Below are 26,436 nucleotides of genomic sequence, written 5' to 3'. Positions count from 1 at the left end.
GACTATTACGTAAAAGTCAATATTATCGTCTGTCCGACGACGGGGAACACATGCCGGTGAACAAGTTTTATAGCATAACGGAACTGACGCGCGAATTCGGGGTCTCGACGCGCACGCTCCGCTTCTACGAGGACGAGGGACTGATCCATCCGGAGCGGCGTGGGCGCACCCGCCTGTTCCGGCAAGCCGACCGGCGGCTCATCGCAGAAATTCTCCGCGGCCGGCGCATCGGTTTCACCATCGCCGAAATCCGCGAGATCATCCAGGTTTACAAGGAGCCGCCGGGCGAACTCGGCCAGCTGAAGCTCCTGATGAAGCGCGTCGATGAGAAGCGTGACGACCTGCGCCAGAAGCGCAAGGATATCGACGACACGCTGGCGGAACTCGACGCTATCGAAGAGACCTGCCTCGGCCGCCTGGCCGAAATCGGCGTCACCACCTGATCACGCGCGGTATTGTCGGCGAATTCATTCCGCCTCGGCGCTGCATTCTGCGGCAATTGTCTGGACCCGCTCGTCGTTCTGTATATCGATCGCGCCCGCCTGAAGCGGCGTGAACAGGGCCTGCGCCTGCAATTTCTCCAGCGTGCACTGGCAGAAGCTGCGGCAGAGAGCTTCGCCCTGCTGCATGACGCAGGAGGCGTTGCATTGCCTTAGGTAAGTCGCAACCGGATCAGGCGCCTGCGGTGGGACGACGAGGGAAAGCCCATAGGCGATACCGATCAATACCGGCTGGTGGATGAGGTAAAAGGCAAGGCTGTGGCGGCCAAGCCTTGCCGGCCACCAGGAACCGGTGCCGATGGCGGCAAGCCGGTGCAGCAGTCTGGTTCTGATGGCGATCGAGGCAATAGTTAAACCAGCGAAGAAGGGCGTTGCCCAGGGAAACAGCGGCACGTAGTCGTTGGATCGTTCCGGCATCACCGCAAGGCCGATCCAGGCGAGATATCGGGGATCGAAGAAGGACGAGCGAAGCAGGCCGGGTGGACCGAAATTATCGGTGATCCAGGCGGCAAAGAGCGCGAGCGTGGCGATAAGGGTGAAGGCAAGCGGCAGTCTCAAAAAAACAACGCCGATGAGGGTGAGCACCGCGATGCAATGCAGGATGCCGAAATAGATCCACTCGTCCGGCATCGCGATGCGCGTGGCGATCGAGATTGCCGCGGCTGCCGCGGCGATCATGCCGAAGCGCTTCCAGAAGGAGGGCCAGCGAATCTCGGGCTTGCTCGAGAGCACCAGGCTGATGCCGACGATGAAGAGAAAGGTCGTGGCGATCGCCCGGGCATAGATCTTCAGCCAGCCGGTCTCGGCCGTGCCCGGCGCGAGATAGCCCATGAACTCCATATCCCAGCTGAAATGGTAGCTCGCCATGGCGATCAGCGCGACGCCGCGCGCCGTATCCAATAGACCGATGCGCGGCGGTTTTGTCACCACATCGGTTTCCGTTGCCGGCAATGTCATCAAAGTCCCTCGGGCAAATCACGTCCGCCGCTTGACGGCTTGTCGCGGCGAATAGCAGAAAGGTTGAGATTTGATGGCGGGCCGGCATCCATGATCGCCAGTCGCGCCTCCGAGAAGAACTGCCGCCGCGCCAGCACGAAGATGACGATCGCCGTGGTCAGCATGAAGACATAAGGGTTGATGAACCAGCCGAGATAGCCGATCGACAGGAAGATCGCCCGGAGGCCCTCGTTGAAATTACTGCCGGCAATGACGTTCATGCGGATGACGCGTTCGGCGGCCCGCTCGGCGGCGATGACGTCGCGCTCAGTGTCGCGCATCATTGGGATCGAGCCGAATAGGATGGTGCAGTAGTTGAACAGCCGGTAGGACCAGCCGAATTTGAAGAAGGCGTAGCCGAAAAGCGCAGCCAGCCCGCCGACCTTCATCTCGAAAACGGCGTGGCCGCCATGAAAGACGAAAGGCAGGTCGGCGAAGACGGCGTCGACCTTCTCGGTCGCGCCGAGCAAGGCAAAGCAACTGCCGATCGCGAAGATCGAGGTGGATGCGAAGAAGGCGGTGCCGTTCTGCAAGCCGGCCATGATCTGCGTGTCGATCATCTTCAGGTCGCGGCGCAGCGAATTGTAGATCCATTCGCGGCGCCGTTCGGTCATCGCATGGGTCAGGCTGGTGCGTCCGAAGAAGGTGCGGCCGTGCAGCAGCCAGGAATAGCCCATCCAGACGCAGGCAAAGAAGGCCAGAGCGATATAATCCGCCGTCGTCATCAGTGATTCAGTCTCCGCATGAACGCGGCCACTATGCCGCAAGTCGGATTGTGCCGCATGGCCGAGTTCGGCGGCTATACGCGGGCTTTTGGCCATGCGGCACTTCGGCATAATCGAGCCGTCGGGAAACGACAAGGCTTAGTGGACAACCGACCGGCATCTTCCGGAGGGAGCGCGCTGAAATCCGTGTTATCAACGAGCTTGCGTGGCAACCGGCAGACGAGAGCGCACCGTGTTAACCGCTTGTAAAGTTGTGATGGCCAATTGTTCAGGACTGAACCTGAACAGCTGATTCAAAAGTGACCCATGAGCCGGCCGGATTACATCCCGAGTCTCGATGGCCTGCGCGGTGTCGCTGCGCTTCTGGTCGTTGGAGCCCATATTGGCTTTATCTTTCCAATCACAGCTCCGCATCTCGTGTCGATGGGCGACGAAGCTGTCGGTTTGTTTTTTGCTCTTAGCGGCTTCCTGATGGCTCATCTCTACGGCTCACGGCCGGTCACGAGAGAAAACGTGTTGGATTTTCTTGTGAGCCGCTTTGCCCGCATTTACCCGGTCTATCTGGCGGCCGTCGTTCTGGTAGCGATGCTGTCGAGCGTGCAAAATCTGGATTTTGTTCAGCCGATCGCGGGCGGCGCGGATTTTGTGCGCCATGTCATTCTTCTCGGCTCCAGTGGTGTTTTCTGGTCGATACCACCTGAGATCCAATTCTATCTGCTCTTTCTCGTTCTGTGGCTTTGCTTGGCCCAGCCGCAACGCTATAGCGGCATGATTGTGGGGCTCACCGTGGTCGTCGTCGTGGACGGCCTGGTTGAATTGCCAGGCCCCGGAATAATGCTCGTCTCCAAGCTCCCTTATTTTCTTTTCGGCGCACTTGCCGGAATGATGCATTCCTACTGGGGCAGCTGGATTCCATCGACCCTCACAGGAATTTCAACGCTTTTCCTTCTGGCGGTGTTTTTCACTTACAGGCATATCTTCCCGGGCTTTTCCCCTGAATTCTGGAGCCTGCAAAGCGCGGTGGCCGCAGCCGTCATCGTCGGGCTCGTCGCTCGACAACCCCCGATCGCTGCAGATGTCCTGGCAGCTGCACCAGTACGGTTTCTCGGGAAGATCAGCTTTTCACTTTACCTTTTCCATGTCCCCATAATGTTCCTGGCGCGTCTGACTTTTGATGGCTTGATGCCCGAACCGGCGCTCATCGTGGCGACGCTTTTCGTAGCGGTAGCCGGGGCATGGTTCATCCACGAGACGATCGAGGCTCCCGGTCGTCGGCTGCTGGTCAGGCTATGGCAGAATAATCGCACGCGCATGGTTCCGCACGAAACTCCGGCTGATCAAATGGATCGCGCGATCGTCAACCTGCAAGAGATCGAAAAGCGCCTGCTGCACGGCGCTATGCCCGAAACCCAGGATGGGGCCGACGGCACGGTCATTCAGGATAGTCGCGACGAGAAGCTTCGCGCATAGTGCTCAGTTGAGCTCTTGGGCGAGTCCGATGAGAAGCCCTCCAAGCCCGCGGATGTAGCAGAGCCGATACGCGTCCTTGTACTGCACGACTTCGCCCACGAGTTGCGCGCCGCGCCTGCGGAGCCTTTCAAGCGTCTCGTCGATATCATCGACCGTGAACATGACGCGAAGGTAGCCCAGAGCGTTCACCGGGGCATTGCGGTGATCCGCGACAGTGGGTGGCGTGAGGAAGCGGGAGAGTTCGAGCCGGCTGTGACCGTCCGGCGTGCGCATCATGGCAATCTCGACGCGCTGATCGCCCAGTCCAGTGACACGTCCGGCCCATTCTCCTTCGATCGTGGTCCGCCCTTCGAGCTCGAGACCGAGCTCGCCAAAGAAATCAATCGCCTCTCCGAGGTGGTCGACGACGATTCCTACGTTGTCCATCCGTTTGAGCGCCATGCGTTCAATTTACAATGTGTCGTCTCGTCTAACAACGGACAAGTTGTGCAAACCTTCCCATTTGAAATGCTATAGTGACTGACAAGGCGGACCGCTTGGTTTGGCGCATAACCCCGAAAATCGGATTCGATTTTCGGAAAGGATTATGCGCAAACTCAAAGTGCTGGAGCGTCCCATTGGACGCGGGACGCTCTCGTGTGCACCGAATGTCGCACCGGCTCCATGCGATGTCGGTGTGCCGCGCGGATTTTAAACCGGCCCCGCTTATGCTTGCATCCTTGTATTCAGAAGGCGCACCCATGTTTCTCTCGGTATTCGATGTCTTCAAGATCGGTGTCGGGCCGTCGAGTTCGCACACGATGGGTCCGATGTCGGCGGCCAACCGGTTTCTCGACCTGATCCTGTCGAGTGAATGGCCGCGCCCGTCGTCGGGCGCACAGGTCGCAGCCATCAAGGTCAGCCTGCACGGCTCGCTCGCCCATACCGGTATCGGCCACGGCACGGGCAGGGCGGTCATTCTCGGGCTGATGGGCGAGGCGCCCGACAGCGTCGATCCTGACAAAATGGACGGCATCATCGATACTGTGGAGCGCACCGGCCGCATCACGCCGGCGGGCCATCCCGCCTATCAGTTCCAGCCGAAGACCGACCTGATCTTCGACAAGAAACAGCCGTTGCCCGGCCACGCCAACGGCATGATCTTCTCGGCCTATGACAGGGATAGCCGGCTGCTCCTCAAGCGCATCTATTATTCGGTCGGCGGCGGCTTCGTCGTCACCGACACCGAGCTCGAACAGATGCGGGCGAAGAAGAACGCGGCCGGCGGAACGCGCGTCCCCTATCCCTTCGCCACCGCCAAGCAGATGCTTGAGATGGCGGAGCGCTCCGGACTGTCGATCGCGCAGATGAAGCGGGCGAACGAAGAAAGCCAGCGTAGCCGCGAGGAGCTCGATCAGGGCCTCGACCGCATCTGGGAAGCGATGCGCTCCTGCATCGAGCGCGGCCTCAAGGTCGAGGGCATCATGCCCGGCGGCCTCAACGTCAAGCGTCGCGCCCGCCGGATTCACGACAAGCTCGAGGAGGAGTGGCGCAGCAACCGCGTCAACCCGCTGCTCGCTAACGACTGGCTCAGCGTCTATGCGATGGCCGTCAACGAGGAGAATGCAGCCGGCGGGCGCGTCGTCACGGCGCCGACCAACGGGGCGGCCGGTGTCATTCCGGCGACGATCCGCTATTACGAACATTTCCACGAGGACTGGGATCAGGACGGTATTCGCGACTACCTGCTGACGGCGGCTGCCATCGGCGGCATCATCAAGCACAATGCGTCGATTTCTGGCGCCGAGGTCGGCTGTCAGGGCGAGGTCGGGTCGGCGGCGGCGATGGCGGCCGCGGGCCTTGCCGCGGTCATGGGCGGTACGCCGGAGCAGATCGAGAATGCCGCCGAGATCGCGCTCGAACACCATCTCGGCATGACCTGCGATCCGATCGCGGGCCTGGTGCAGGTTCCCTGTATCGAGCGCAACGCGCTCGGCGCGGTCAAGGCGGTCACCGCGGCATCACTTGCCGTCAAGGGCGACGGCCAGCATTTCGTGCCGCTCGATGCCTGTATCGAGACGATGCGCCAGACCGGCCACGACATGAGCGAGAAATACAAGGAAACATCGACCGGGGGACTCGCCGTCAATGTCGTCGAATGCTGAGTTTGTGGACGCTGGAAGCTTGCTCTTGACGCTCGCTGCCAAAAGGATTTCAACGGCAGCATGGCATTGCATCTCATCAAACTCTGTGTCGGCGCCGACTCGATAGACGATCTGCGCGAATGGGTGGCGGAACGCGCGCTGCGCGCCATTGCCGCCGGCCTCGAGCCGCATTCGGTGCATACGACGCGCATGGTGCCGAAACGCATGGAGGAGCTGCTTGACGGCGGTTCGCTCTATTGGGTGATCAAGGGGCAGGTGCAGGCACGGCAGAAGCTGCTCGGCATCGAGACCTTCACGGACGGCGAGGGGATTTCGCGCTGCCGCCTGGTGCTCGGCCCGGAGGTCATCGAGACGGCGGTGCAGCCGAAGCGTCCCTTCCAGGGCTGGCGTTATTACACTGAGGACGACGTGCCGCGCGACCTGACAAGCCTTGGCGCCGGCATTGCCGAAATGCCCGCGGATCTTCGCCGCGAGCTTACGGAACTTGGCCTGCTGTAAGCCCGTAAATCAGAAACAATTTCCGAACGATTTATGCGTGTGGCAGCCGTCCGATCGGAGACGCTGCCGCTCTCCGCAGTTCAGCGCAGGCGCAACTGCACCGGCGCGCTGCCGTCCGGCGAGGTCACATGCAGGTGGATCCGGGCTTCGGGCTGGGAATAGCGCCAGGCGCGCGCGCCATGGCAAAGCAGCAGATTAATGAGATCCCGGGTCTTCGGAGATTTCGCCTTCGACCGCTGCAGGCCGATCTCGGCCAGGCGCAAAGCCGCCTCGTGCAGCGGATGCAGAGATGAGCGCCCTTTGGTCGCCGTGCGGCGGTCTGAAGGCACTCCCGGAAAATTCTCATTGATCGCCATTGTTTTCCCCGTACGCAATACTGATCGAGTTCAAGAATTGTGGCCGGAAACGCAAACACCGATTCCGGCCGTTACCGATGCCGCCGGCCATCTTGCAGGCAGCATCGAATAGCTCATTGGGCAGCCGCCCAGCACTTGATGCCGGCCTTCTTCAAGGCCTTGCAGGCGTTGACCGCATCGCGCTGGTCGTCGAAGCCACCAAAGCGGGCACGGTAAAGCTGGTCACCTCCAGCGGCGTAGGCGACTGCGAAAGGCTTTGCCGAGGCCAGTGCCTTGCCGCCCTTGCTCTTGGCGCTTTCCAGAAGGTCCATGGCCATCTGCCGGCTCGGCGAGACGCCGACCTGCACGACCCAGCCGGTCGGGCCGTTGCTGATTGAAGCAGCACGAGTCGGGGAGGGAGTGGTCGAAGCGGTCGTGACGTTATCGACAGCGGTATCGCCCTGTTCCGGCGCCATGGAGGCGGGCGCCGGCGTCGGTACCGTGACCGAGGCCTGCTGCTTGAAGGTCATGGTCTTGACCTTGGTCGGCGCCGGCATCGGCTGTGCTACCAGCGGATTGTCGGATTTCGACTGAGCGGTCTCGGCATAAGCGACTTCGGTCTCGGCGACCTGATAGCGGGCATCCGGCATCGGCCCCTTATGCGGCAGGCTGAGATCGGCAGCGGTGGCAGAGACCGGCGGCTGCGCTGCGGTGATCGTCTTTGCGACCTGCTGTTGGGCCATTTGCGGCTGAGCTTTCTGCTGGGCCTTCTGCGGCTGGACCGGAGCAGGTGTTTCGATCATCGCCGGGGCAGGGGCTGCCTGGGCGATCAGCGCCGACGATCCACCGCGGCTCGATGCCTTCGGCAGGTAGGTGGCGATCAGATTGCGCATCTGGGCATCGCGGGCAGGCGTCGAGGCGCCGCCGAGCACAACACCGACGATCGATTTGCCGTCGACCTGCACCGAGCTCACCAGGTTGAAGCCGGCAGCGCGGGTGTAACCGGTCTTGATGCCGTCGACACCGCGCACCGAACCGACGAGGCGGTTGTGGCTGCGAATCGTGCGGCTGCCGAACTTGAAGGCGCGGGTGGAGAAATAGCCGTAATATTGCGGGAAATGCTGACGAAGGGCGATGCCGAGGCGGGCCTGATCGCGGGCTGTCGTCATCTGCGCCGTATTCGGCAGGCCGTTGGCGTTGCGATAGGTGGTGCGGGTCATGCCGAGCGCATGTGCCTTGGCGGTCATCAGTTGGGCGAAGCGATCCTCACTGCCGCCGCCTAGCATTTCGCCGAGTGCGGTTGCTGCATCATTGGCCGACAGGGTGACGAGGCCGAGAATGCCCTGCTCGACGGTGATCGTGCCGCCGGCGCGCACGCCGAGCTTGGTCGGCGCCTGGGCTGCCGCATGGGCGGAGAAGGGAACCGGTGTATCGAGACGGATGCGACCCTGCTCCAGCGCCTCGAAGGTCATGTAGAGGGTCATCATCTTGGTCAGGGAGGCGGGGTATTGCAGCCGGTCGGCATTCTCGCTGTAGAGAACGTTGCCGGTCTTGGCGTCGACGACGATGCCCGCATATTTCGGGTTCGCCGCTTCCGCGTCGGCATTCACCGAATCGACCAGGACGATCGTGACAGCCACCGAAAGGATCGCCAGCAGCTTTGCGAAAAAGCTGCCGGATCGGGACGATGATACGGAGGAGACTGACCTTGACACTATTCCACTCTTCGCTTGCATTTTCAGATATTTGGCATTTCGGATATTGGGGCAGGAACCGCACACCTCCCGCCGCACAGCTCGTCTTTCAAAATTACCGGTTGGGCGTTACCAATCCGTTTATGATGAATCGTTTATTTCGCTGTCCGGGGGGCATTTTAGGGACCTGTCGCAGAACGGTTCACAAGACGCGCGTCCACAAAGGTGCGGATAGCGGCATCAATATGTTCCCACTCGTCGAGATGGCTGCTCGAGAAACGGTAGAGAACGCTGAGATCCCTGCCGACCTTGATATCGCGCTGACAATCTCCGCTCGCCGCCTTGTCCGGGGCTGAAGGTAAAATGCAGCGCACGACGTAGTCCGGCCTGCCCTTGAGGGGCGCCGTCAGCAACACTTCGTCACCGTAACCGGCATCGGCGCGAAGACGATGCAGCGTCAGTCCGTCGCGGAAAGGCTCGGCCGGTCCTTCGAGCAGATGCGAATAGATCGGCTCCAGCCGCCCCGACATGTCGCGCGACATGGTGCTCTGTGTGATCTGCAGGAAGATCAGGCCGGAGGATTGAGCGACATCGTCGAATCGAAGGTGATTTTCCTTGCCGTAACCCTGCATTTCGGGCCAGGCGAGGTAGAGATCGACGCGCTCGGCAGCGCCCTCATGCCTTTGACTGGGGAAGCGGATGGCATTTTCCGGGAATTTGACGGTGTCGCGGCCGATGGCCAGCATGATTTCAGCCGTGCTGTCGGTGTTGCCGGCGAGCGAGATATGCCTGCCGAACCAACGGCCGCCGATGCTGATGGCAATAGTCAGGGCCGCCAGAATGGCGATCACCGCCATCGTGCGGAAGAGAAACCCCATGGAAAGAAGCGGTTGCTCGTCGGTTGCGCTGTGCGCGGCATGGCTCATGGTGGTTCTTCGCGTTTCGGTCCGCCCCAGGAAGAACATGAGCCGCCGGTACCGATGATGAATCTCATCGGTATGATCGGATCGGTATGGTTAACAATTTGCTAAGGGGCTGAAGGCAAGCCTTAAAAAAGGGGCGAGCCGTTCCCGGGACAGCGGGAACGGCTCTTGGGCGCCGGTCGGGGACGGGATGCGGGGACTGACCGGGCCGCAGACTGCAGCCGACATGGCCGGCAGGCTTGTTCCTACTTGACGCTACCGACCGCGACAGCGCGGCCGTCCTGAAGCTTCGACCAGCGGGCCGGATCGTCGGCGGACTGGCGCTTCAGATAGGTGTATTCGGTATCCGACCACAGCAGCACCTTGTTGCGCATGTTGTCGAGGATGAAGTCGCCGTGATCGGTGCGGACCGTCAGCACGGCATGGCCTTCGCCATTCGGCTGGAGCACGACTGTTATCAGCGTATCGGACGGCGAGAAGCCGTCGTCGATCAGCATCTTGCGCTTCAGCAGCGCATAGTCCTCGCAGTCGCCGACGGTGGTTGGATAGGCCCAACGCTCTTCGACACCGTAGATCTGCTCATCCGTCATCGGCTGGATCGTCGAATTGACGGCGTAGTTGACCTTGAGAATTTCCTTCCAGCGATCCTCGGTGAGGATGGCCGGTCCGGCATCGCCGCCGACTTCGACACATTCCTTTGGATTCGCCTTGCAGAATTCATAGTGTCCGATCGGCGGGCTGGCATTGCCCGCCAGGGCCATGCTGGCGGGCATCGCCTGTCCCGAACCCGCCATTGCCATGGTGATGGCACCGGCCAGAAGGCCGCCTTTCAGGATATTTGCAGTTGTCATTGCCGTCTCCCCGTAAGTTAGGGTGACAATGGCACAGACGTTTTTACCTCTCGCAAAATTACGCAATAGAATTAAAGGCTTAGTTGATTCAAATGCCGATAAAACTTGGCTAAAAACAGATTCGAATGCGCATAAAATTCGAAGCGGATTTGTCGCGAAATCGATTAAAATTGTAATTCACGCAACAAGGCTTTCACCCGCCAAGAGGTTGCGTTGCCGTCCTCATGTTAAGGGTTTTCGTTGAGCCGGATAATTTTCGGTGGCCGGCTGGCGATCTCAGGCGGGGTGCGACCGGCCGGAAAGGTCGCCGGAATGGACCGATTCGGTCGGTTCAAAAGCGGAATATCGCTCAGACCCCTGATGCCGGCGGGAAAATTATTTTTGCTGGATATCGCGAAATCGATCGGTCGCTGCGACGATCGCCGCGCTCATGTCCGGATTTGCGATGGAATGGGCAGCACGCGGAAGGACGCTGAGCTCGCTTTGCGGCCAGGCGCGGGCGAGTTCCCAGGCAGTGACGAGCGGCGCCTCGATGTCGAACCTTCCCTGCAGCAGGATACCGGGAATGCCGGCAAGCCGCGTGGCGTTCTTCAGCAGTTCGCCATCCTCCAGCCATGCGCCATAGCTGAAGTAATGAGTGATGATGCGGGCGCGCGTCAGCAGATAGGCGGGATCAGCCCAGCGGCGCGGCAGGCCTTGGGGATCAGCAAGCAGGATCGAGGCCGCTTCCCAATCATGCCAGTCGCGCGCCGCCTTGAGGCGGGTCTCCGGGTCCGGATCGTTGAGGAGACGATGATAGGCGGCAACCATGTCTTCCTCTCGACCCGGCACCCCTGGGGGAATGGCCTGACGGAAACGGTGCCATTCTTCCGGAAAGAGCGGCGCCATGCCGCGAGAGAGCCAGTCGATTTCCGAACGGCGGGTGGTGGTCACGCCTGACAGGACGATCGTTGCGACCCGCTCCGGATGGGTTTCGGCATAGGCGAGCGCCAGCGTCGAACCCCAGGAATTGCCGAAAAGCAGCCAGGTGTCGATGCCGAGACAGGCGCGCAGCCGCTCGATGTCGGCCACGAGATGCCAGGTGGTGTTAAGGGAGAGATCGGTTTCGGGATCGGCAGCACTCGGCAGGCTGCGGCCGCAATTGCGCTGATCGAACAGAATGATTCGGTAGGCACCGGGATCGAAATAGCGCCGCGCCGTGGTCGAACAGCCGGAGCCCGGTCCGCCATGCAGCACCAGCGCCGGCTGGCCCGCCGGATTGCCGCAAGCCTCCCAGTAGATCAGATTGCCGTCACCCGTATCGAGCAGACCATGATCATAGGGTTCGATTTCCGAATAGAGAGCTGACATCGGTGCCCCTGCGGTCGAAGCCGACCTTATCCATCATATCGCTGACAAAGGGAAGATGGGCGAGGGCGGGGCATTGCCGGACGCAAATTACTGCACAATCCTGGGCGACCTCATCGGGCGCCGATCGGTGTCGCCGCTTGTTCCACTCATAATATTATCTACCGACTGGATGGAACGACTTGCGACAGGAATAGGCGCTTGCCTTCCAAAGCCGGATTTGTTGCCACTTGCAAAGCTCTTGCCATGAAGTGAAGGCTTTTCAACACGACCTGACCGGGTGCGCACCGGATCCGGCAATCGCGTTCGATGGAAGCCCGTCAAGAATTGCACCCGCCACAGAACCCTCGGCAGGGCAGCCTCATTTTCAGCCATTGTTACAGGAATTCGCGCAGCGTCTCGCGGGACTGGATCGACAGGAATTCGATCGCCACGCCTTCGACGAAATGACGCACAACGCGGCCACGCATGTTGCCGAGGCGCACCGCCGTCCCGATCGAGGGACGCATCTCGACGTCGACGGCAGCACCCGACAGCGAAAGGTCCATGATGCGGCAGGAATAACGCGTGCCGTCTTCGAGCGTCAGCTCGGTCTTCGTGTCGCGCGGCGTCAGGCGGTCGTGGCGGCGATCTTCCGGCAGGCCGAGTTCATGTTTGTTGGCGAGCCAGGTGAGCTGGGCCGCGAGCTTCTCGCGCTTCCGGTCGGTGGCGTTGATCGACATGGTGAAGCCGCGGCCATCGAGCGTCTGGACATAACCTTCGACGCGTCCGAGATGATCGATATACGCGACGACGCGTTCGTTGGCGCGCGGCCGCCCGGAGCAGGTGACATACATGTCGCCGGGCGACATGTCGATCACCATGCATTCGAACTCCTCGTAGTTCGCAAGCATCAGCCGACCCTGCATGTTGATGGGCACACGCTGAAAAACGCCCTGTTCAGGGCGCGGCGCAGGTCGTTGCGTCTGAGCTGGCTGGAACGAGTGCATCAAAGGGCTTCTTCATCAAATCTGAGAGTCCGATCATTACCCGCAATCCATTAACAGAAGGTTGTTCCGTCTCGTCCCGACATAGCCGAAAACGAGTATGCCCGATGTCCCGAAACGAAACCCTCAGCGCGCCTCCGCACTCATCAGCAGCTGCGACACCATGCGGCGCATGACCTGTCCGAAACGGGCGCTTCTGCCGGCGACAATCTCGTTGATGGGGCGCAGTTCGACGGGTGCTGCCTTGCCGAACTTTCCGGGCAGCAGACGGCTGCGGTCGAGCGCCAGGAATTCGAGCGGTACGATCTCCAGCCAGCTCGCAGCCGCAGTCGGGGCAATGGCGCCGAGCAACCGATCACAGGCGCCGTTCGGTGAGCGCAGCGGCATCATGATAATCTCGAAGGAGGCCTGATGGCCGACGGTGCTGTAGCCGGTGGCATTGAACAGGGCGGGCATGGCATGGTCCATGACGCCCATCGCCGTGCGTTCGATATCGGCGTGCTGGCCATGGGCCCAGAGCGATGAAAAACGTTCGCCGCGCAGATCATGGCCAAAGAGATCGCAGATGCGGGTGCCGGCGAGCCGGAAACCAATATCTCCGCCCTCGCGCGCCTCCAGGATGAAGAGACTTTGCAGCAGATGCGGGACGGCGGAGGGTTCGACCTCTGATTTCAGCGGCGCATCGGCAGTGCCGCGGATACGGTTCCAGTAGTCAAAAATTTCGATGGTCGTTTGCACACGCATTTCACACCAACCTGTCCCATTCCGGATCATTTTCGGGCACTCATTGCCCCTACAGGCTCTACCTTGCGGATTTCATGCCAAACCGCGGCGGTTAAGGTTAAGAAAGGGTTTCGGTTGAGGTGCTGCGCCAGTCGTGCCACTGTCCCGCATCGCTTCGACTTTCGAAGTTCAGCACAACCTGCCCGGGCCGAGGTCTTTTCCTCGAACTCCCGACACGCCGTCCGGCACTTCGGACGGCTTTTTTTTTGACAGTCGCTCCTGTATGGCTGTGGCCTCAACGAGGCGATACGCAGATGAATGAGCAGACGGCCGAGCCGAACGAGGCGCCCGAACCTTCCAAGGTCCAGCCGCCGGCACGGCCAGCGCGCGAACCGGTCTTCAACCTTCCGCCGGCACTGTTCTTCAGCCTTTGCCTGCTGGCCGCCATCTACGCGGTGCAGGAGCTCTTGCTCTCCGACGATGCGCTGAACTGGCTGTTCTTCACCTTCGGCTTCGTTCCCGCCCGCTATGTGATTCCGCTGTCGCAGCAGGGGCCGGAGCTGTTCTGGACGCCAGTCACCTATTCGCTGCTGCACGGCAGCGTTCAGCATATCGTCTTCAACGCGTTCTGGCTGATGGCCTTCGGCGCGCCGGTGGTGCGCCGTATCGGGACGCTGCGTTTCGTACTCTTCTGGCTCTTTTCCTCCGTCGCATCCGCTGCCCTGCACGCGGTCCTGAACTGGGGCGACGTGTCGCTTTTGATCGGCGCGTCAGGGGTAATCTCCGGGCTGATGGGCGCTGCCTGCCGATTCGCCTTTCCAGCCGAACGACGGCCGATGCTGCCGGCACATCTCAATGCCCGGCTTTCCATCTTCGAGGCGCTGAAGAGCCGCACCGTCATCATCTTCATGCTGCTCTGGCTTGTCGGCAACGCCCTGATCGCCGTCGGAATCCCGCTCGTCGGCGACAGCGATCAGGCGATTGCCTGGGACGCGCATATTGGCGGCTTCGTCTTCGGCTTCTTCCTGTTTTCGCTGTTCGACCGGGCGCCGCGCCCGCCTGTGATGGAACCTGCGGGCACCGAGAAGGATGTGTTGCAATCCTGAGCCGGGCAGTGCACGATTGCCTTATCCGCGCTGGGGGGAGAAACCGCCGCGGATGCCTGTGACAAGTGTTTCACGGACATAGGAGGTTCGAATGACCAGTTCAGTCAAAGCAATCCTCGACCTGAAGGGCAGGGACGTCGTCACTGCCGGGCCGAACACCACCGTCGCCGAGGCGGCGGCCATCCTCAGCAAGAAGAAGATCGGCGCGATCGTCGTCGTCGGCATGGAAAACCGGATTTCGGGCATGTTCACCGAGCGCGATCTCGTGCATGCGATCGCCAAGCACGGCAAGGAAGGCCTCGATCACTCGCTCGCCCAGGTCATGACCGCAAAGGTCTACCGCTGCCATGAAGAGACGACCGTCAACGAGCTGATGGAGCTGATGACCAGCCGCCGTTTCCGTCACGTGCCGGTGGAAAGCAGCGGCAAGCTTGCCGGCATCATCTCTATCGGCGACGTGGTGAAATCGCGCATCGCCGAAGTCGAGCGTGAGGCCGAGGAAATCAAGGCCTATATCGCCGGCTGAGGTTTTTGCCGGCCGTGCCTGATTGATGTCGCCGTTCCAAACGCCACACGCTTTCGGACGGCATGCATCAGGGCTGGCTAGCGTAGACTTCCTGCATGCGCTTGATCTCGGGGAGCCGGGCTCTGGCTTCCTCGTAGCCGCGTTCGATCGCCTCACCGGCCCGGTGGAATTCGGAAAGGCCGATATAGCTGAGGCGCGGCTGCAGCGAAATATCCGGCGGGTCGCCGGCGAGACGGGCGCGGGCGATCCTATCCTGGATGATGTTGAAGGCCTGCACCATGACGCCGGTCATGCCGAGGCGCGCATAGGGCGCCTCTTCCTGCTTCTGCACTTCCTGCGGCGAGAGGCTGGCATTGTGCCGGACGACGGCCGAGCGGCCGTACAGGTCGTAGTTGAGATTGACGGCGACGACGAGCGGCTGCTCGTAGGCACGGCAGACGGAGACGGGGACGGGATTGACCAGCGCCCCGTCGACCAGCGTGCGGTGATTGCTGCGCACCGGCTCGAAGATGCCGGGCAGGGCATAGGAGGCGCGCAGCGCTGTAATCAGCGACCCATTGGCAATCCAGACCTCATGGCCGGTATTGACCTCGGCCGCGACCGCGACGAAGGGCCGATCGAGATCCTCGACGTTCAGGCCTTCGAGATGTTCCTGCATGCGCTTGGTCAGCCGCATGCCGCCGAAAAGGCCGCTGCCGCCGATGGTGAGATCGAGGAGACTTGCAATCCGGCGCATGGTCAGCGAGCGCGCGAAACTTTCGAGTTCATCGAGTTTGCCGGCGAGATAGCAGCCGCCAACCAGCGCGCCGATCGAGGTGCCGGCAATCATACCGATTTCGACCTTTGCCTCGTCGAGCGCGCGCAGCACGCCGATATGGGCCCAGCCGCGGGCCGCGCCGCCGCCGAGCGCCAAGGCGATCTTGATTTTCTTGACAGGCGCGGGAGGCGGGATCGTCTCCAGCGTCGTGGACATTCCGGAACCAGGACCTTCGCCTTCAGAGCTTTGACGATGCAGACTCCAGCTCAGCATGGCGCTCTCCCCTCCCAGCAGAACACTTGGTTTCCGATAGTGTGCCCGATCAGTTTCCAAATGGTATATAGAAGCGGTTTCTGGCGCAATAAGGAGCAAATGCCGGAGAAATTCGGGCTATTTTCCGTAGACATCGTGTGGATCGAAATGAATCTCGTCGTCGACGATATCCAGCATCGGCTTTCCGTCTCGAAGCGTGATCGTGCGGTAGAAGCAGGAGCGGCGGCCGGTGTGACAGGTGGCGTCGTGGCCGGCGACCTCGACCTTCAGCCAGATGGCGTCCTGATCGCAATCGGTGCGTATTTCCTTCACCGTCTGCAGATTGCCCGAGGTCTCGCCCTTCTTCCAGATCTTGCCGCGCGAACGGCTGAAATAATGGGCCGTGCCGCTCTGGATGGTCAGAGCCAGCGCGTGGGCATTCATATGCGCCACCATCAGCAGTTCGCCGTCCCTGGCGTCGGTGACGATCGCGGTGATCAGGCCGCGGTCGTCGAAACGCGGCGTGAAATCGCCGGCGTCTTCCAACGCCGACTTGTCCCCGGATGGTTGATTGAAGATCAGTTGACTCATCGCGGCCCTCCTGAGGGAGCCGGTATCAGCGGCTCCGCACCATGGTCATGAAACGGGCCTGATCGGCCGGCTCGGTCTTGAACGTTCCCGTAAACGTGGTCGTCAACGTGGTCGAGCCCTGCTTCTGAACGCCGCGCATCGCCATGCACATATGTTCGGCCTCGATCATCACGGCAACACCGCGCGGATTCAGCGTATCGTCGATGGCCCTGGCGATCTGCGCGGTCATCGTTTCCTGCGTCTGCAGGCGGCGGCCATAGATTTCGACGACACGGGCAATCTTCGACAGACCGAGCACACGCCCGTCCGGCATATAGGCGACATGGGCCTTGCCAATGATCGGCACCATGTGGTGTTCGCAGTGCGAGAAGAAGGGAATGTCCTTGACGAGGACCATGTCATCGAAACCGGCGACCTCCTCGAAGGTACGGCCGAGCACGTCTTCCGCCGCCATGTCGTAACCGGAAAAAAGCTCGCGATACGACTTGACGACGCGGGCCGGCGTTTCGAGCAGGCCTTCGCGCGTCGGGTCGTCACCGGCCCAGCGCAGCAGAACGCGAACGGCTTCCTCGGCCTCCTGCTGGGAAGGGCGATCGGAGTCCCGGTTCGTCTGCGGAAAGTTCTTTACGATGGCGTCCATGAACAATGGTCTCCTGGCCCGCACCGCGGGCCCATCTGTCGGAATCGCCACTGGTCAATCCCATGCGGGAATTCATGCACCTTTGGCAGGCTCCGGGGCTTTCGGGGCAGATTCAACGCCCGTCCGGCACGGTTTCCCAATCAAACTTACAAGAGGCCATTGCATTTTCATGGCCTTCGAACGACATACATATAGGAAGACGGCCATTATATGTAAGTATCCTCGGACGACACGGTGTGTTTTTTGTTTCAATAACAATAACACCCGCAAAGAGGCCGATCCGCAGCGATTTTGGAGCGGAAATCCAGCATGGATGACATCTACAACAGCAAGATTCTCGAATTCGCAGGCAATATTCCGTTGACCGGCACGTTGGCGGATGCCGATGCGACCGCCCAGGCCCATTCCAAGCTCTGCGGCTCGAAGGTGCGGATCTGGCTGAAGATGGATGGCGATACCGTGAGCGGTTTTGCCCATGACGTAAAGGCCTGCGCACTCGGCCAGGCCTCGTCCTCGATCATGGCCCGCCACGTGGTCGGCGCGACATCGGGCGAACTGCGCCAGGCACGCCTGGACATGCTTGCCATGCTGAAGGCCGATGGAGCGGGGCCGCAGGGACGGTTCGAAGACATGCGTTATCTTCTGCCGGTGCGTGACTACAAGGCTCGCCATGCTTCGACGATGCTGACCTTCGATGCCGTTGTCGATGCGATCGGGCAGATCGAGGCGAAACGGGCGGAAGTTGTCGAGGCGTAGCTGACATGTGCGAGTTCTGCGTCCGGCAGGCTGATGATGAGGACGACGGCGGTGCCGCCGGATCAGGCAAGTCGCGTGAAAAGGCCGCAGGCTCCTCCCGCAACTATACCGGCCCGTTCCGCAAGACCCCCGACCGCTTGCTCGGCATGGGGCTTATCCGCCTCTATCAGCTGACGCTTTCCGGCTTTGTCGGCAATTCCTGTCGCCACATCCCGACCTGCTCCGAATATGGCTATGAGTCGATCGCCCGCCATGGCCTGTGGGCTGGCGGCTGGATGACGCTGTTTCGCGTCGGCCGCTGCGGCCCGGGCGGCACCAGCGGCCTAGACCAGGTGCCGGAGAGGCTCGGCGACCGCTTCCGCTGGTGGACCCCCTGGCGTTATCTCGCTCTCGGACGCAAGAGAGGGTGAGCGCCATGACGATGCCCGGTGAATACAGGCGTGCATCGGAGGATTTCGACAGCTATCTCGATGATGTGAGAGCCGATGCGCTGATCGACAGCCGCAATGTGGTCTACACGATGACCCAAGGGGTCTTTCAGACATTCCGCTGCCGCCTCGATGTCGCAGACGCACTGCGGTTCGCCGATGTGCTGCCGCCGGTGCTGCGCGCAATCTTCGTCTCCGACTGGAACCCGCATGACGCCAAACGGTCCTTTGATGATCGTGCCGCGATGACGCGCGAGGCGCAGTCACTGCGCGGTGACCATAATTTTGCCCCCGACACTGCCATCCGAGACGTGGCAATGGCTGTGCGAAAACATGTCGAAGTCGCCGCATTCGACAGAGTGCTGAAGACATTGCCCGACGGCGCAGAGGAGTTCTGGCGGCCATGAGCACCTTCATCGCCCTCCTGCACAGCATTGTCCTGACGCCAGATCGCCGCGTTATCATGCAGGATTTGCGCGCACTTGCCGAAGAGCTCGGCTATCGCGAGCCGCGCACGCTGGTTTCCACTGGCAATCTCGTCTTCGAGGCCGACGATATGCGGCCGCACGAACTTGAAGTCGCCCTCGAAGAGGGTTTTGAAGAAAAGTTCGGCAAGCATGTTGATATCATCGTGCGCAGCGACTGCACCTGGATGGCGCTTTGCAGCACCAATCCTTTCAAAGACGGTAATGGTGACCAGGTCATCGTTCGGGTAATGCGCCTGCCGGTCGACCCGAAGAAGGTGGAAGCGCTGAAACCGCTGCTGACCGAGGGACAACGCATCGCCGTCGTCGGCGGCGATCTCTGGATCGATTTCGCCGGCAAGCCGAGCCAATCCAAGCTGCTTTCGGCGCTGACGACCAAGCGGCTCGGCGTCGGTACGATGCGCAACTGGAACACGGTGTGCGGCCTGACTGAAATGATCATCTAGGCCGGCTTCTTCTTTACTCACGTAGGAAATCTGAGTATCAGGCGGCAGCGTATCCGAGGACGGAGGCGCTGCCGTTGCAACCACCCGCATTCGTTGGCGGGACTGGACAAGGAGAATTTCGATGTCCCAAGCTATTTCCCTGACATTTCCCGATGGTTCCGTGCGCAGCTTCGATGCTGGCGCAACCGGCCGGGATGTCGCTGAATCCATTTCCAAATCGCTCGCCAAGAAGGCGGTCGCCATCGCAATCGACGGTACCGTGCGCGACCTTTCCGATTCCGTCACGACGGGCAGGATCGAGATCATCACCCGCAACGACGACCGCGCGCTGGAGCTCATCCGCCACGACGCGGCGCACGTCATGGCCGAAGCGGTGCAGGAGCTCTGGCCCGGCACCCAGGTGACGATCGGCCCGGTCATCGAAAACGGCTTCTATTACGACTTCGCCAAGAACGAGCCCTTCACGCCCGACGATCTGCCGAAGATCGAAAAGAAGATGAAGGAGATCATCGCCCGCAACGCCGCCTTCACCAAGCAGGTCTGGTCGCGCGAGAAGGCCAAACAGGTCTTCGCCGACAAGGGCGAGCAGTACAAGGTCGAGCTCGTCGACGCGATTCCGGCAGGACAGGATCTCAAGATCTATTACCAGGGCGACTGGTTCGACCTCTGCCGTGGCCCGCATATGGCCTCGACCGGCCAGATTGGCAACGCCTTCAAGCTCTTGAAGGTGGCCGGCGCCTATTGGCGCGGCGACAGCAACAATCCGATGCTGAGCCGCATCTACGGCACGGCTTTCGCCGAGCAGTCGGAACTCGACAACTACCTGCATATGCTTGCCGAAGCCGAAAAGCGCGACCACCGCAAGCTCGGCCGGGAAATGGACCTGTTCCATTTCCAGGAGGAAGGCCCGGGTGTCGTATTCTGGCACGGCAAGGGCTGGCGCATTTTCCAGTCGCTGGTCTCCTATATGCGTCGCCGGCTTGCCGTCGATTATGAAGAAGTCAACGCACCACAGGTGCTCGACACAGCGCTCTGGGAAACCTCGGGGCACTGGGGCTGGTATCAGGAAAACATGTTCGCTGTGAAATCGGCGCATGCAATGACGCATCCCGAAGACAAGGAGGCGGATAACCGCGTCTTTGCGCTAAAGCCGATGAACTGCCCCGGCCATGTGCAGATCTTCAAGCATGGCTTGAAGTCCTATCGCGAATTGCCGATCCGTCTCGCCGAATTCGGCCTGGTGCACCGCTACGAGCCTTCGGGCGCGCTGCATGGGCTGATGCGCGTGCGTGGCTTTACGCAGGACGACGCGCACATCTTCTGCACCGACGAGCAGATGGCTGCCGAATGCCTTAAGATCAACGACCTGATCCTGTCGGTCTATGAAGACTTCGGTTTCAAGGAAATTGTCGTCAAGCTTTCTACCCGTCCGGAAAAGCGTGTCGGCTCCGACGCGCTCTGGGATCGTGCGGAAGCCGTCATGACCGATGTGCTGAAGACGATCGAGGCTCAGTCCGAAGGTCGCATCAAGACCGGCATCCTGCCGGGCGAGGGCGCTTTCTATGGGCCGAAGTTCGAATATACGCTGAAGGACGCGATTGGCCGTGAATGGCAGTGCGGCACGACACAGGTCGATTTCAACCTGCCGGAACGCTTCGGGGCCTTCTACATCGACAGCAATTCCGAAAAGACGCAGCCGGTGATGATCCATCGCGCCATCTGCGGCTCGATGGAACGCTTCCTCGGCATCCTGATCGAGAACTTCGCCGGCCATCTGCCGCTCTGGGTATCGCCGCTGCAGGTGGTGGTGGCAACGATCACTTCGGAAGCCGATGCCTATGGCCTCGAAGTGGCCGAGGCGTTGCGCGATGCCGGTCTCAACGTCGAGACCGATTTCCGCAACGAGAAGATCAATTACAAGATCCGCGAGCATTCGGTCACCAAGGTCCCTGTCATCATCGTCTGCGGCAGGAAGGAGGCCGAGGAGCGCACGGTCAACATCCGCCGCCTCGGCAGCCAGGATCAGGTTTCGATGGGGCTCGATGCCGCTGTCGAGAGCCTTACTCTTGAGGCAACGCCGCCCGACATTCGTCGCAAGGCCGAAGCACGGAAAGCCAAGGCGGCCTGAAAATAGCGAGTTACGACAGCGCCGGGCCCTGGCCCGGCGCTGTCGGAAATCTGATATAAAGCCGCACTCTGTCGATGACGCTGCCCGCCGAAGCGCGGCCTTGCCCAAAGGTCTCGGTTGGGCCAAGCCGATCGAGGTTAAATCAATCGAGGCTGGTGTCGTCGCCGCCTTGTGGCGCGAGTTGCTCGTAGGAGGGCAGCGGAGCGACCGGAGCCGGCTGGACGCCCGGCGGTGGCGGTGTGCCAACCGGCACCTGTTGCACTGTGCGAGCCGCGCTCGCCGGCGGCTGCGGCTGCTGGTCCTTCATCAGAACCTCGACATCGGTATTCCTGCCGGCGACGACGGTGAAATCGCGCTGGTAGATCTTGTCCTTGTTGCGGGCGACGGCGGAATAGCCACCTTCGGCGAGAACCATGGTCGGGAAGGCGCTGACGCTTTCGCCGACGCTGTCGCCGGCGGCCGTCAGGATCGACCAGGCCGTATCGGCGATTGCCTCACCGCCGGCATCGGAGACAAGCTTGAAGGTGACCTGCGCGGCGCGATGCTGGATCGTCGCCTCGGTCAGCTTGCCGGCCTCCACCTGGATGTCGGCGCGGATCACGGCGTTGACGTTGCCGTACTCGGAAACGATGTGATAAGTGCCGGCATTGAGGCGGACGATGGTATTCGGCGAGACATCGGCAACGACGAGGCCACGCTCGCCATCGTCGCGCACTTCCGAGGAATAGATCGAGAAGCTCAACTGGTCGGGGCGGATGCGGGCATCGGTGCCGGAGACGGCATTGAGCAGCAGGCCGCCGGCATCGAGCACCATCACCTGCTTGTCGACATCGCCTTCAGCCGGAACGGTCAGCTTCTTGGTGACGCCGGCGCGGCCAAAGGAAACGTTGACGAAATAATCGCCGGGGGCGAGCTGAAAGGCGGCGGGTCCGCCCTTGGCGCTGGCGATCAGCGGCAGTTTGCCGTCGGCTCCGGCGATCGGGCTGAAGACGTACCAGGAGAGGCCTTCCTCCACCGGCGTGCCGTCCGCCGTCAGCTTGGCCTCCATCGGGACGTCACGCAGTTTGACCCCTTCAGGCGCATTGCCAGGCGCGATGAAAGCATCGAGCTTCGGCATCTTCGGCGTCGATTCAAGCTGTTTGAATTCCTTGAAGGCATCCTGAGCGCCGGCGCCCAAGGGCGTCAGTATCATCAGGGCAATGGCAAGGCCGATGCGTGCAAAAGGCGAAATGCCAAACATCTGTTTCGTGAACCGATTGACTTCTGAAATCGCAAAGGCCACTTCAAGACCAACGCGATGGCAAATTCAAGACCCACCCTTCGCAGCAGCATTAAAATGAGAGTTTCTCCCGCATGAAATCCGATATCAAGCTGATTGATTACCTCGCCGTGCGCCGCTCCATCCCCGCTTTCCAGATGTGTGAACCAGGCCCTGAGAAGGCCGAAATCGAGGAGATCCTGCGGCTTGCCTCGCGGGTTCCCGATCATGGCAAGATCGCGCCCTGGCGCTTCATCGTCTATCTCGGAGAGCAGCGCGCCCGTCTCGGTGAGGAGCTTCTGACCTTGGCGCTCAAGGCAAAGCCCGACCTTTCCGAAGAGATGATCCAGGTCGAGCGCACCCGTTTCACCCGCGCGCCCGTGGTCGTCGCCGTCGTCAGCAAGGCGGGGCCGCATATCAAGATCCCGGAATGGGAGCAGTTGATGTCGGCCGGTGCGCTTTGCCTCAACGTCATCCTCGCCGCCAATGCCAGTGGTTATGTCGCCAATTGGCTGACGGAGTGGTTCGCCTATGACCAGCGCGCTTATCCGCTGCTCGGCGTCGGTCCGGATGAAAAGGTGGCGGGCTTCATCCATATCGGCTCGACCACATTTCCAGCCATCGAGCGGCCGCGGCCGGAGCTTGCCGATACCGTAACCTGGGTCGGTGGAGAAGACTGATGTTCTACGCCACCGACGGGAACCGGCACGGGCTCGCGCATGATCCGTTCAAGGCGATCGTGTCGCCGCGTCCGATCGGCTGGATCGGCAGCAAGGGCAGGGACGGTTCGATCAATCTCGCGCCCTATTCCTTCTTCAATGCCGTTGCCGACCGGCCGAAGCTGGTGATGTTTTCTTCCGCCGGGCGTAAACACAGCCAGCGCAATGCCGCCGAGACCGGCGTCTTCACCTGCAATTTCGTCAGCCGCGATCTTGCCGAGAAGATGAACCTCTCCTCGGCGGCACTGCCCTACGGCAACAGTGAATTCGACTTCGCCGGTCTGACGCCGAAGCAGGCCGAACTGATCGATGCGCCCTATGTCGGCGAGGCCTTCGCGGTGCTCGAATGCAGGGTTACCGAGATCATCGAGCCGAAGACGCTGTCGGGTGAACCGTCCGAAAACGTCCTCGTCTTCGGCGAAGTGGTCGGCATCCGCATCGACGAGGCGATCGTCAGGGACGGCCGCCTCGACATGTCGATCGCCCGCCCTGTCGCCCGCATGGGCTATATGGATTACAGCGAGGGCAGCGATGTTTTCGAGATGGTCCGGCCGCAATTGCCGCCGATTGGTGGCTAATCAAGGCATGTAAAGGCTTAAGAAACATGGTGAACCAATCTTAAACCTTTTGCCGCTACCGTCGCAGCATTGAATGGAGCGCGAAGGAATCGCGTTCAAGTGCTGGGGCGTCGCGTGATCGTAGAAGCTTTCCTTCGTTGGATCGAAACGGCCAAGACGGGTGACCGGGCCCGGGCCGCAAACGCGCTCGGGCGAGCCTATCTGCAGTCCGAGATGTCTGCGGATGAGCGGGCGGCGGCTGAGATGGCGATGACCTTTCTGCTCGACGATTCGTCGCCGCGCGTGCGGCTGGCGCTGGCCGAGGCGATCGCCTGGTCGCCCGATGCGCCGCGCAGCCTGATCCTTTCTCTTGCCGAGGACCAGCCCGAAGTCGCCTGCCACGCAGTGACCTGTTCGCCGCTTTTGAACGATGCCGATCTCGTCGATCTCGCCGCCCGCGGCAATGGCGCCACCCGCATGCTGATCGCCGCCAGAGCGCATGTGACGCGCCCGGTTTCCGCCGCGCTTGCCGAGGTTGGTGACGAGGAAGAACTGCTGTGCCTGCTCGAGAATGACGGCGCGGTGATCTCCAGCCTTTCGTTGAAACGCATCGCCGAACGGCTCGGCGACTGCTGCGATATCCGCAACCTGCTTCTCGACCGCAGCGATCTTCCGGCCGATGCCCGCCAACTGCTGACCCAACATGTCAGCAATGCGCTGGTCGGGCTACCGCTGGCGCAGGCGGCTATCGGCCTGCAGCGGCTCCAGCGCATCAGCCGCGAGGCGACCGAGGCTGCCATCGTTTCGATCGCCGGCGATATCGTGCCGCGCGAAATACCCGATCTCGTCCAGCATCTGCGACTCAACGGCCGGCTGACGCCATCCTTCCTGATGCATGCGCTCTGCGCCGGAAAGGTCGACTTCTTCGCCGGCGCGATCGTCGATCTCACAGGCTGCAGCGAGCGCCGGGTGCGCTCGATCCTGGCAACCGGGCGCATGCATGCGGTGCGCGCGCTCTACGAGTCCGCCGGCCTGCCGAGAGATATTAGTGTCATCTTCGTCGAGGCGACGATGCTGTGGCGCGACGCCGCCAGAAAAGCGCCGGGCAGCGTGCTCGGCAATGTCTGCGGCCGTCTTCTGGAAAAGTTCCGCCATCACGACGCGCATGGCGCGATCGGTGAGCTGCTGGACATGGTGGAAAAACTCCACGTCACCGAACAGCGACAATCCGCCCGTGTTTATGCGGCGCTCGCTGCGGCCTAAAGCGCGTCGCGATCTTCAAATTAGCTTGCCGGACTTCAGGTCTTTGTTTCCGCCCGTCTTTTGGCGCAAAACCGCTGCACAGTTTTGCGCGACATGCTCTAATCGGCGAGCCGTGTCACCACCCAGGAATAGCTGGTGGAGACAAAATGCACCGGCTTGGTGAGCGTGTCCTTGACGCTCTTGCCGGAAGGCAGATGGTCGCGCACCTGCTGGGCAATATTATCGGCAAAACCAAGCAGTCCCTGCGGACGCTGTTCTGTCGCTTCAACAACAGCCGGCGGAGCGGGCGCCGGTTTCGGCGGCTCGGCGGCGGCAACGGTCTTCGGGGCCTCGCACACCGCGATTACCGAGGGATAATTGACATTCACATAGGTCTTCAGCCGGCGCTCGGCTTCGGCATCGCAGGCGGCAACAGTTTCCCAGCGTTTATCGACCGTCGCGAGATAATTGCACTGGCTGATGGAATCATCGCAGCCGAGAATGGTCATCGCGATCAGCACCGCTTGCATATTCTGCTTCCTTGACTATTGAGCATGTCATCGTCTTAGACGGCGCAATTCCAACCGAATGAAGGCAGCGGGATTAACTCTTTGTCATGTCGGCAAAAATTGTGTCCCAGTGCCAGCAGGGAGTCAGCATGTCCGTCACCATCGCCCTGGAGCCGCCGCGTCAGGCAGGTGTCATCCGGCTTCTCGATCTTTCCGATGCCTATGCGCAATCGCTCTATCCCCCTGAGAGCAACCATCTGGTCGACCTCTCGTTGCTGGAGAAACCTTCGGTGAGCTTCCTCGTCGCACGCAGCGACGATGTGATCGTCGGCTGCTGCGCGCTGGTCGAGGCCGGCGACGGCACGGCTGAGATCAAGCGCATGTTCGTCGATCCAGAGGCGAGGGGGCTGAGGATCGCCAGCGGACTGATGAATGCGCTGGAAGCGATCGCCGGGGAAATGCAGCTGAAGGCGATCCGGCTCGAAACCGGCATCTACCAGCCCGAGGCGATCAGCCTCTACCGCAAATACGGATATCGGGAGATCGAGCATTTCGGCGCTTACCTGCCGGATCCGCTCAGCCTGTTCATGGAAAAGCGGCTGGGATGATCGCCCGCTAGGGCGGGTGACGATTTAACAGTCAGGGATTCCCAGGCTGGAGCAAATCAGATTCCACACCGACTTTTGCAGGTCGGTGATGGATTGCGACGCACTTCGAGATGATCGATGGGAGCGTATCAGCGGCTTTGTGCCGGGTCGAACCAAAGGCAAGCGCGGTTCCCGAACGGACAATCGAGCATTTTTGGAGGGGGTATGAGCGATGTGTGCGGGAGCAAATTCGCGGC

General features: G+C 61.1%; 30 protein-coding genes. 15 read left to right on the top strand and 15 right to left on the bottom strand.

From position 1 onward, the window contains the following. Positions 1–50: 50 nt before the first annotated feature. Positions 51–443 (top strand): MerR family transcriptional regulator, encoded by a 393-nt coding sequence (locus FHT75_RS31695; protein ID WP_018242133.1) that lies wholly within the window; start codon positions 51–53, stop codon positions 441–443. A gap of 24 nt (positions 444–467) precedes the next feature. Here the strand turns inward: FHT75_RS31695 and FHT75_RS31690 are convergent, their stop codons facing one another. Both FHT75_RS31690 and FHT75_RS31685 read right to left on the bottom strand, forming a co-directional pair. Then, the gene (locus FHT75_RS31690; RefSeq protein WP_183845436.1) at positions 468–1,457 is read right to left on the bottom strand and encodes a heparan-alpha-glucosaminide N-acetyltransferase; all 990 of its coding nucleotides are present in this window, start codon (positions 1,455–1,457) and stop codon (positions 468–470) included. After that, a complete protein-coding gene (locus FHT75_RS31685; RefSeq protein ID WP_063473974.1) occupies positions 1,457–2,221 on the bottom strand; it encodes a DUF599 domain-containing protein in 765 nt (254 codons plus the stop codon). Before FHT75_RS31685 ends, FHT75_RS31690 begins: the two co-directional genes overlap by 1 nt. Before the next feature lie 306 nt (positions 2,222–2,527). Here FHT75_RS31685 and FHT75_RS31680 point away from each other — a divergent pair, with 306 nt between their 5' ends. Beyond that, positions 2,528–3,691 carry an acyltransferase family protein gene (locus tag FHT75_RS31680; RefSeq protein WP_183845437.1) on the top strand — a complete coding sequence of 388 codons (1,164 nt, stop codon included), beginning with the start codon at positions 2,528–2,530 and terminating at the stop codon, positions 3,689–3,691. Positions 3,692–3,694: 3 nt separating this feature from the next. Here FHT75_RS31680 and FHT75_RS31675 read toward each other — a convergent pair whose 3' ends face one another. After that, positions 3,695–4,132: a VOC family protein gene (locus FHT75_RS31675; RefSeq protein ID WP_183845438.1), complete on the bottom strand. Its 438-nt coding sequence runs from the start codon at positions 4,130–4,132 to the stop codon at positions 3,695–3,697. Positions 4,133–4,431: 299 nt separating this feature from the next. Between FHT75_RS31675 and FHT75_RS31670 the strand changes: the two genes are divergently transcribed. Further along, complete coding sequence (locus tag FHT75_RS31670; protein WP_097623412.1) at positions 4,432–5,835, top strand: L-serine ammonia-lyase; 1,404 nt, start codon at positions 4,432–4,434, stop codon at positions 5,833–5,835. Positions 5,836–5,895: 60 nt separating this feature from the next. Continuing rightward, positions 5,896–6,333, top strand: coding sequence for a DUF1489 family protein (locus FHT75_RS31665; RefSeq protein WP_047615304.1), 438 nt, complete (start codon positions 5,896–5,898; stop codon positions 6,331–6,333). Between the two features lie 80 nt (positions 6,334–6,413). Here FHT75_RS31665 and FHT75_RS31660 read toward each other — a convergent pair whose 3' ends face one another. The 7 genes from FHT75_RS31660 to FHT75_RS31630 all read right to left on the bottom strand — a co-directional run bounded on the left by FHT75_RS31660 (position 6,414) and on the right by FHT75_RS31630 (position 13,243). Next, positions 6,414–6,689 (bottom strand): hypothetical protein, encoded by a 276-nt coding sequence (locus FHT75_RS31660; protein WP_183845439.1) that lies wholly within the window; start codon positions 6,687–6,689, stop codon positions 6,414–6,416. A 113-nt stretch (positions 6,690–6,802) separates the two neighbouring features. Next, positions 6,803–8,404 carry a D-alanyl-D-alanine carboxypeptidase gene (locus FHT75_RS31655; RefSeq protein ID WP_097623413.1) on the bottom strand — a complete coding sequence of 534 codons (1,602 nt, stop codon included), beginning with the start codon at positions 8,402–8,404 and terminating at the stop codon, positions 6,803–6,805. Positions 8,405–8,541: 137 nt separating this feature from the next. Beyond that, entirely contained in the window at positions 8,542–9,327 is a 786-nt protein-coding gene (locus FHT75_RS31650) for a hypothetical protein (protein ID WP_097623414.1), read from the bottom strand. A 203-nt stretch (positions 9,328–9,530) separates the two neighbouring features. Beyond that, entirely contained in the window at positions 9,531–10,136 is a 606-nt protein-coding gene (locus FHT75_RS31645) for a transglutaminase-like cysteine peptidase (RefSeq protein WP_047615296.1), read from the bottom strand. A gap of 375 nt (positions 10,137–10,511) precedes the next feature. After that, positions 10,512–11,486, bottom strand: coding sequence for a prolyl aminopeptidase (gene pip, locus FHT75_RS31640; RefSeq protein WP_097623415.1), 975 nt, complete (start codon positions 11,484–11,486; stop codon positions 10,512–10,514). A gap of 374 nt (positions 11,487–11,860) precedes the next feature. After that, positions 11,861–12,472: a PilZ domain-containing protein gene (locus FHT75_RS31635; protein ID WP_047615292.1), complete on the bottom strand. Its 612-nt coding sequence runs from the start codon at positions 12,470–12,472 to the stop codon at positions 11,861–11,863. A gap of 123 nt (positions 12,473–12,595) precedes the next feature. Continuing rightward, positions 12,596–13,243 (bottom strand): PAS domain-containing protein, encoded by a 648-nt coding sequence (locus tag FHT75_RS31630; protein ID WP_176707337.1) that lies wholly within the window; start codon positions 13,241–13,243, stop codon positions 12,596–12,598. A gap of 263 nt (positions 13,244–13,506) precedes the next feature. Here FHT75_RS31630 and FHT75_RS31625 point away from each other — a divergent pair, with 263 nt between their 5' ends. After that, on the top strand, positions 13,507–14,298 hold the full coding sequence (locus tag FHT75_RS31625) for a rhomboid family intramembrane serine protease (RefSeq protein ID WP_097623416.1): 792 nt from the start codon (positions 13,507–13,509) through the stop codon (positions 14,296–14,298). Between the two features lie 91 nt (positions 14,299–14,389). Then, positions 14,390–14,824, top strand: a complete 435-nt coding sequence (locus tag FHT75_RS31620) for a CBS domain-containing protein (protein ID WP_183845440.1) — start codon at positions 14,390–14,392, stop codon at positions 14,822–14,824. Positions 14,825–14,891: 67 nt separating this feature from the next. On the opposite strand, the gene FHT75_RS31615 is transcribed toward FHT75_RS31620, so the two are convergent. The 3 genes from FHT75_RS31615 to folE form a co-directional block, all read right to left on the bottom strand. Beyond that, positions 14,892–15,854: a patatin-like phospholipase family protein gene (locus FHT75_RS31615; RefSeq protein ID WP_047615287.1), complete on the bottom strand. Its 963-nt coding sequence runs from the start codon at positions 15,852–15,854 to the stop codon at positions 14,892–14,894. 117 nt (positions 15,855–15,971) lie between these two features. After that, positions 15,972–16,424 carry a phosphoribosyl-AMP cyclohydrolase gene (gene hisI / locus FHT75_RS31610; protein WP_097544332.1) on the bottom strand — a complete coding sequence of 151 codons (453 nt, stop codon included), beginning with the start codon at positions 16,422–16,424 and terminating at the stop codon, positions 15,972–15,974. A 25-nt stretch (positions 16,425–16,449) separates the two neighbouring features. Beyond that, on the bottom strand, positions 16,450–17,064 hold the full coding sequence (folE, locus tag FHT75_RS31605; protein ID WP_183845441.1) for a GTP cyclohydrolase I FolE: 615 nt from the start codon (positions 17,062–17,064) through the stop codon (positions 16,450–16,452). Between the two features lie 309 nt (positions 17,065–17,373). Here folE and FHT75_RS31600 point away from each other — a divergent pair, with 309 nt between their 5' ends. The 5 genes from FHT75_RS31600 to thrS all read left to right on the top strand — a co-directional run bounded on the left by FHT75_RS31600 (position 17,374) and on the right by thrS (position 21,307). Then, a complete protein-coding gene (locus tag FHT75_RS31600) occupies positions 17,374–17,820 on the top strand; it encodes an iron-sulfur cluster assembly scaffold protein (protein WP_097631241.1) in 447 nt (148 codons plus the stop codon). 5 nt (positions 17,821–17,825) lie between these two features. Next, on the top strand, positions 17,826–18,230 hold the full coding sequence (gene yidD / locus FHT75_RS31595; RefSeq protein WP_097631240.1) for a membrane protein insertion efficiency factor YidD: 405 nt from the start codon (positions 17,826–17,828) through the stop codon (positions 18,228–18,230). A gap of 5 nt (positions 18,231–18,235) precedes the next feature. Further along, a complete protein-coding gene (locus FHT75_RS31590; RefSeq protein ID WP_097631249.1) occupies positions 18,236–18,655 on the top strand; it encodes a DUF2267 domain-containing protein in 420 nt (139 codons plus the stop codon). Next, positions 18,652–19,179: a DUF1697 domain-containing protein gene (locus FHT75_RS31585; protein WP_047615277.1), complete on the top strand. Its 528-nt coding sequence runs from the start codon at positions 18,652–18,654 to the stop codon at positions 19,177–19,179. Before FHT75_RS31590 ends, FHT75_RS31585 begins: the two co-directional genes overlap by 4 nt. 121 nt (positions 19,180–19,300) lie before the next feature. Beyond that, positions 19,301–21,307: a threonine--tRNA ligase gene (thrS, locus tag FHT75_RS31580; protein WP_183845442.1), complete on the top strand. Its 2,007-nt coding sequence runs from the start codon at positions 19,301–19,303 to the stop codon at positions 21,305–21,307. Positions 21,308–21,449: 142 nt separating this feature from the next. Here thrS and FHT75_RS31575 read toward each other — a convergent pair whose 3' ends face one another. Continuing rightward, a complete protein-coding gene (locus tag FHT75_RS31575) occupies positions 21,450–22,547 on the bottom strand; it encodes a hypothetical protein (protein WP_063473940.1) in 1,098 nt (365 codons plus the stop codon). 113 nt (positions 22,548–22,660) lie between these two features. On the opposite strand from FHT75_RS31575, the gene FHT75_RS31570 reads away from it, so the two are divergent. The 3 genes from FHT75_RS31570 to FHT75_RS31560 all read left to right on the top strand — a co-directional run bounded on the left by FHT75_RS31570 (position 22,661) and on the right by FHT75_RS31560 (position 25,104). Then, positions 22,661–23,245: a nitroreductase gene (locus FHT75_RS31570; RefSeq protein ID WP_183845443.1), complete on the top strand. Its 585-nt coding sequence runs from the start codon at positions 22,661–22,663 to the stop codon at positions 23,243–23,245. Then, the gene (locus FHT75_RS31565; RefSeq protein WP_063473942.1) at positions 23,245–23,862 is read left to right on the top strand and encodes a flavin reductase family protein; all 618 of its coding nucleotides are present in this window, start codon (positions 23,245–23,247) and stop codon (positions 23,860–23,862) included. The genes FHT75_RS31570 and FHT75_RS31565 overlap by 1 nt, the downstream gene beginning before the upstream one ends. A gap of 99 nt (positions 23,863–23,961) precedes the next feature. Further along, a complete protein-coding gene (locus FHT75_RS31560) occupies positions 23,962–25,104 on the top strand; it encodes a DUF2336 domain-containing protein (RefSeq protein ID WP_183845444.1) in 1,143 nt (380 codons plus the stop codon). Between the two features lie 98 nt (positions 25,105–25,202). On the opposite strand, the gene FHT75_RS31555 is transcribed toward FHT75_RS31560, so the two are convergent. Further along, positions 25,203–25,613: a hypothetical protein gene (locus tag FHT75_RS31555; RefSeq protein WP_047615269.1), complete on the bottom strand. Its 411-nt coding sequence runs from the start codon at positions 25,611–25,613 to the stop codon at positions 25,203–25,205. A 128-nt stretch (positions 25,614–25,741) separates the two neighbouring features. Here FHT75_RS31555 and FHT75_RS31550 point away from each other — a divergent pair, with 128 nt between their 5' ends. Continuing rightward, on the top strand, positions 25,742–26,200 hold the full coding sequence (locus FHT75_RS31550; RefSeq protein ID WP_183845445.1) for a GNAT family N-acetyltransferase: 459 nt from the start codon (positions 25,742–25,744) through the stop codon (positions 26,198–26,200). Positions 26,201–26,436 lie beyond the last annotated feature (236 nt).

Source organism: Rhizobium sp. BK112 (genome assembly GCF_014193215.1).
Lineage (GTDB): Bacteria > Pseudomonadota > Alphaproteobacteria > Rhizobiales > Rhizobiaceae > Rhizobium > Rhizobium anhuiense.
The sequence above is the reverse complement of the archived record's forward strand: the minus strand, read 5'-3'. Positions and strand labels throughout refer to the sequence as shown.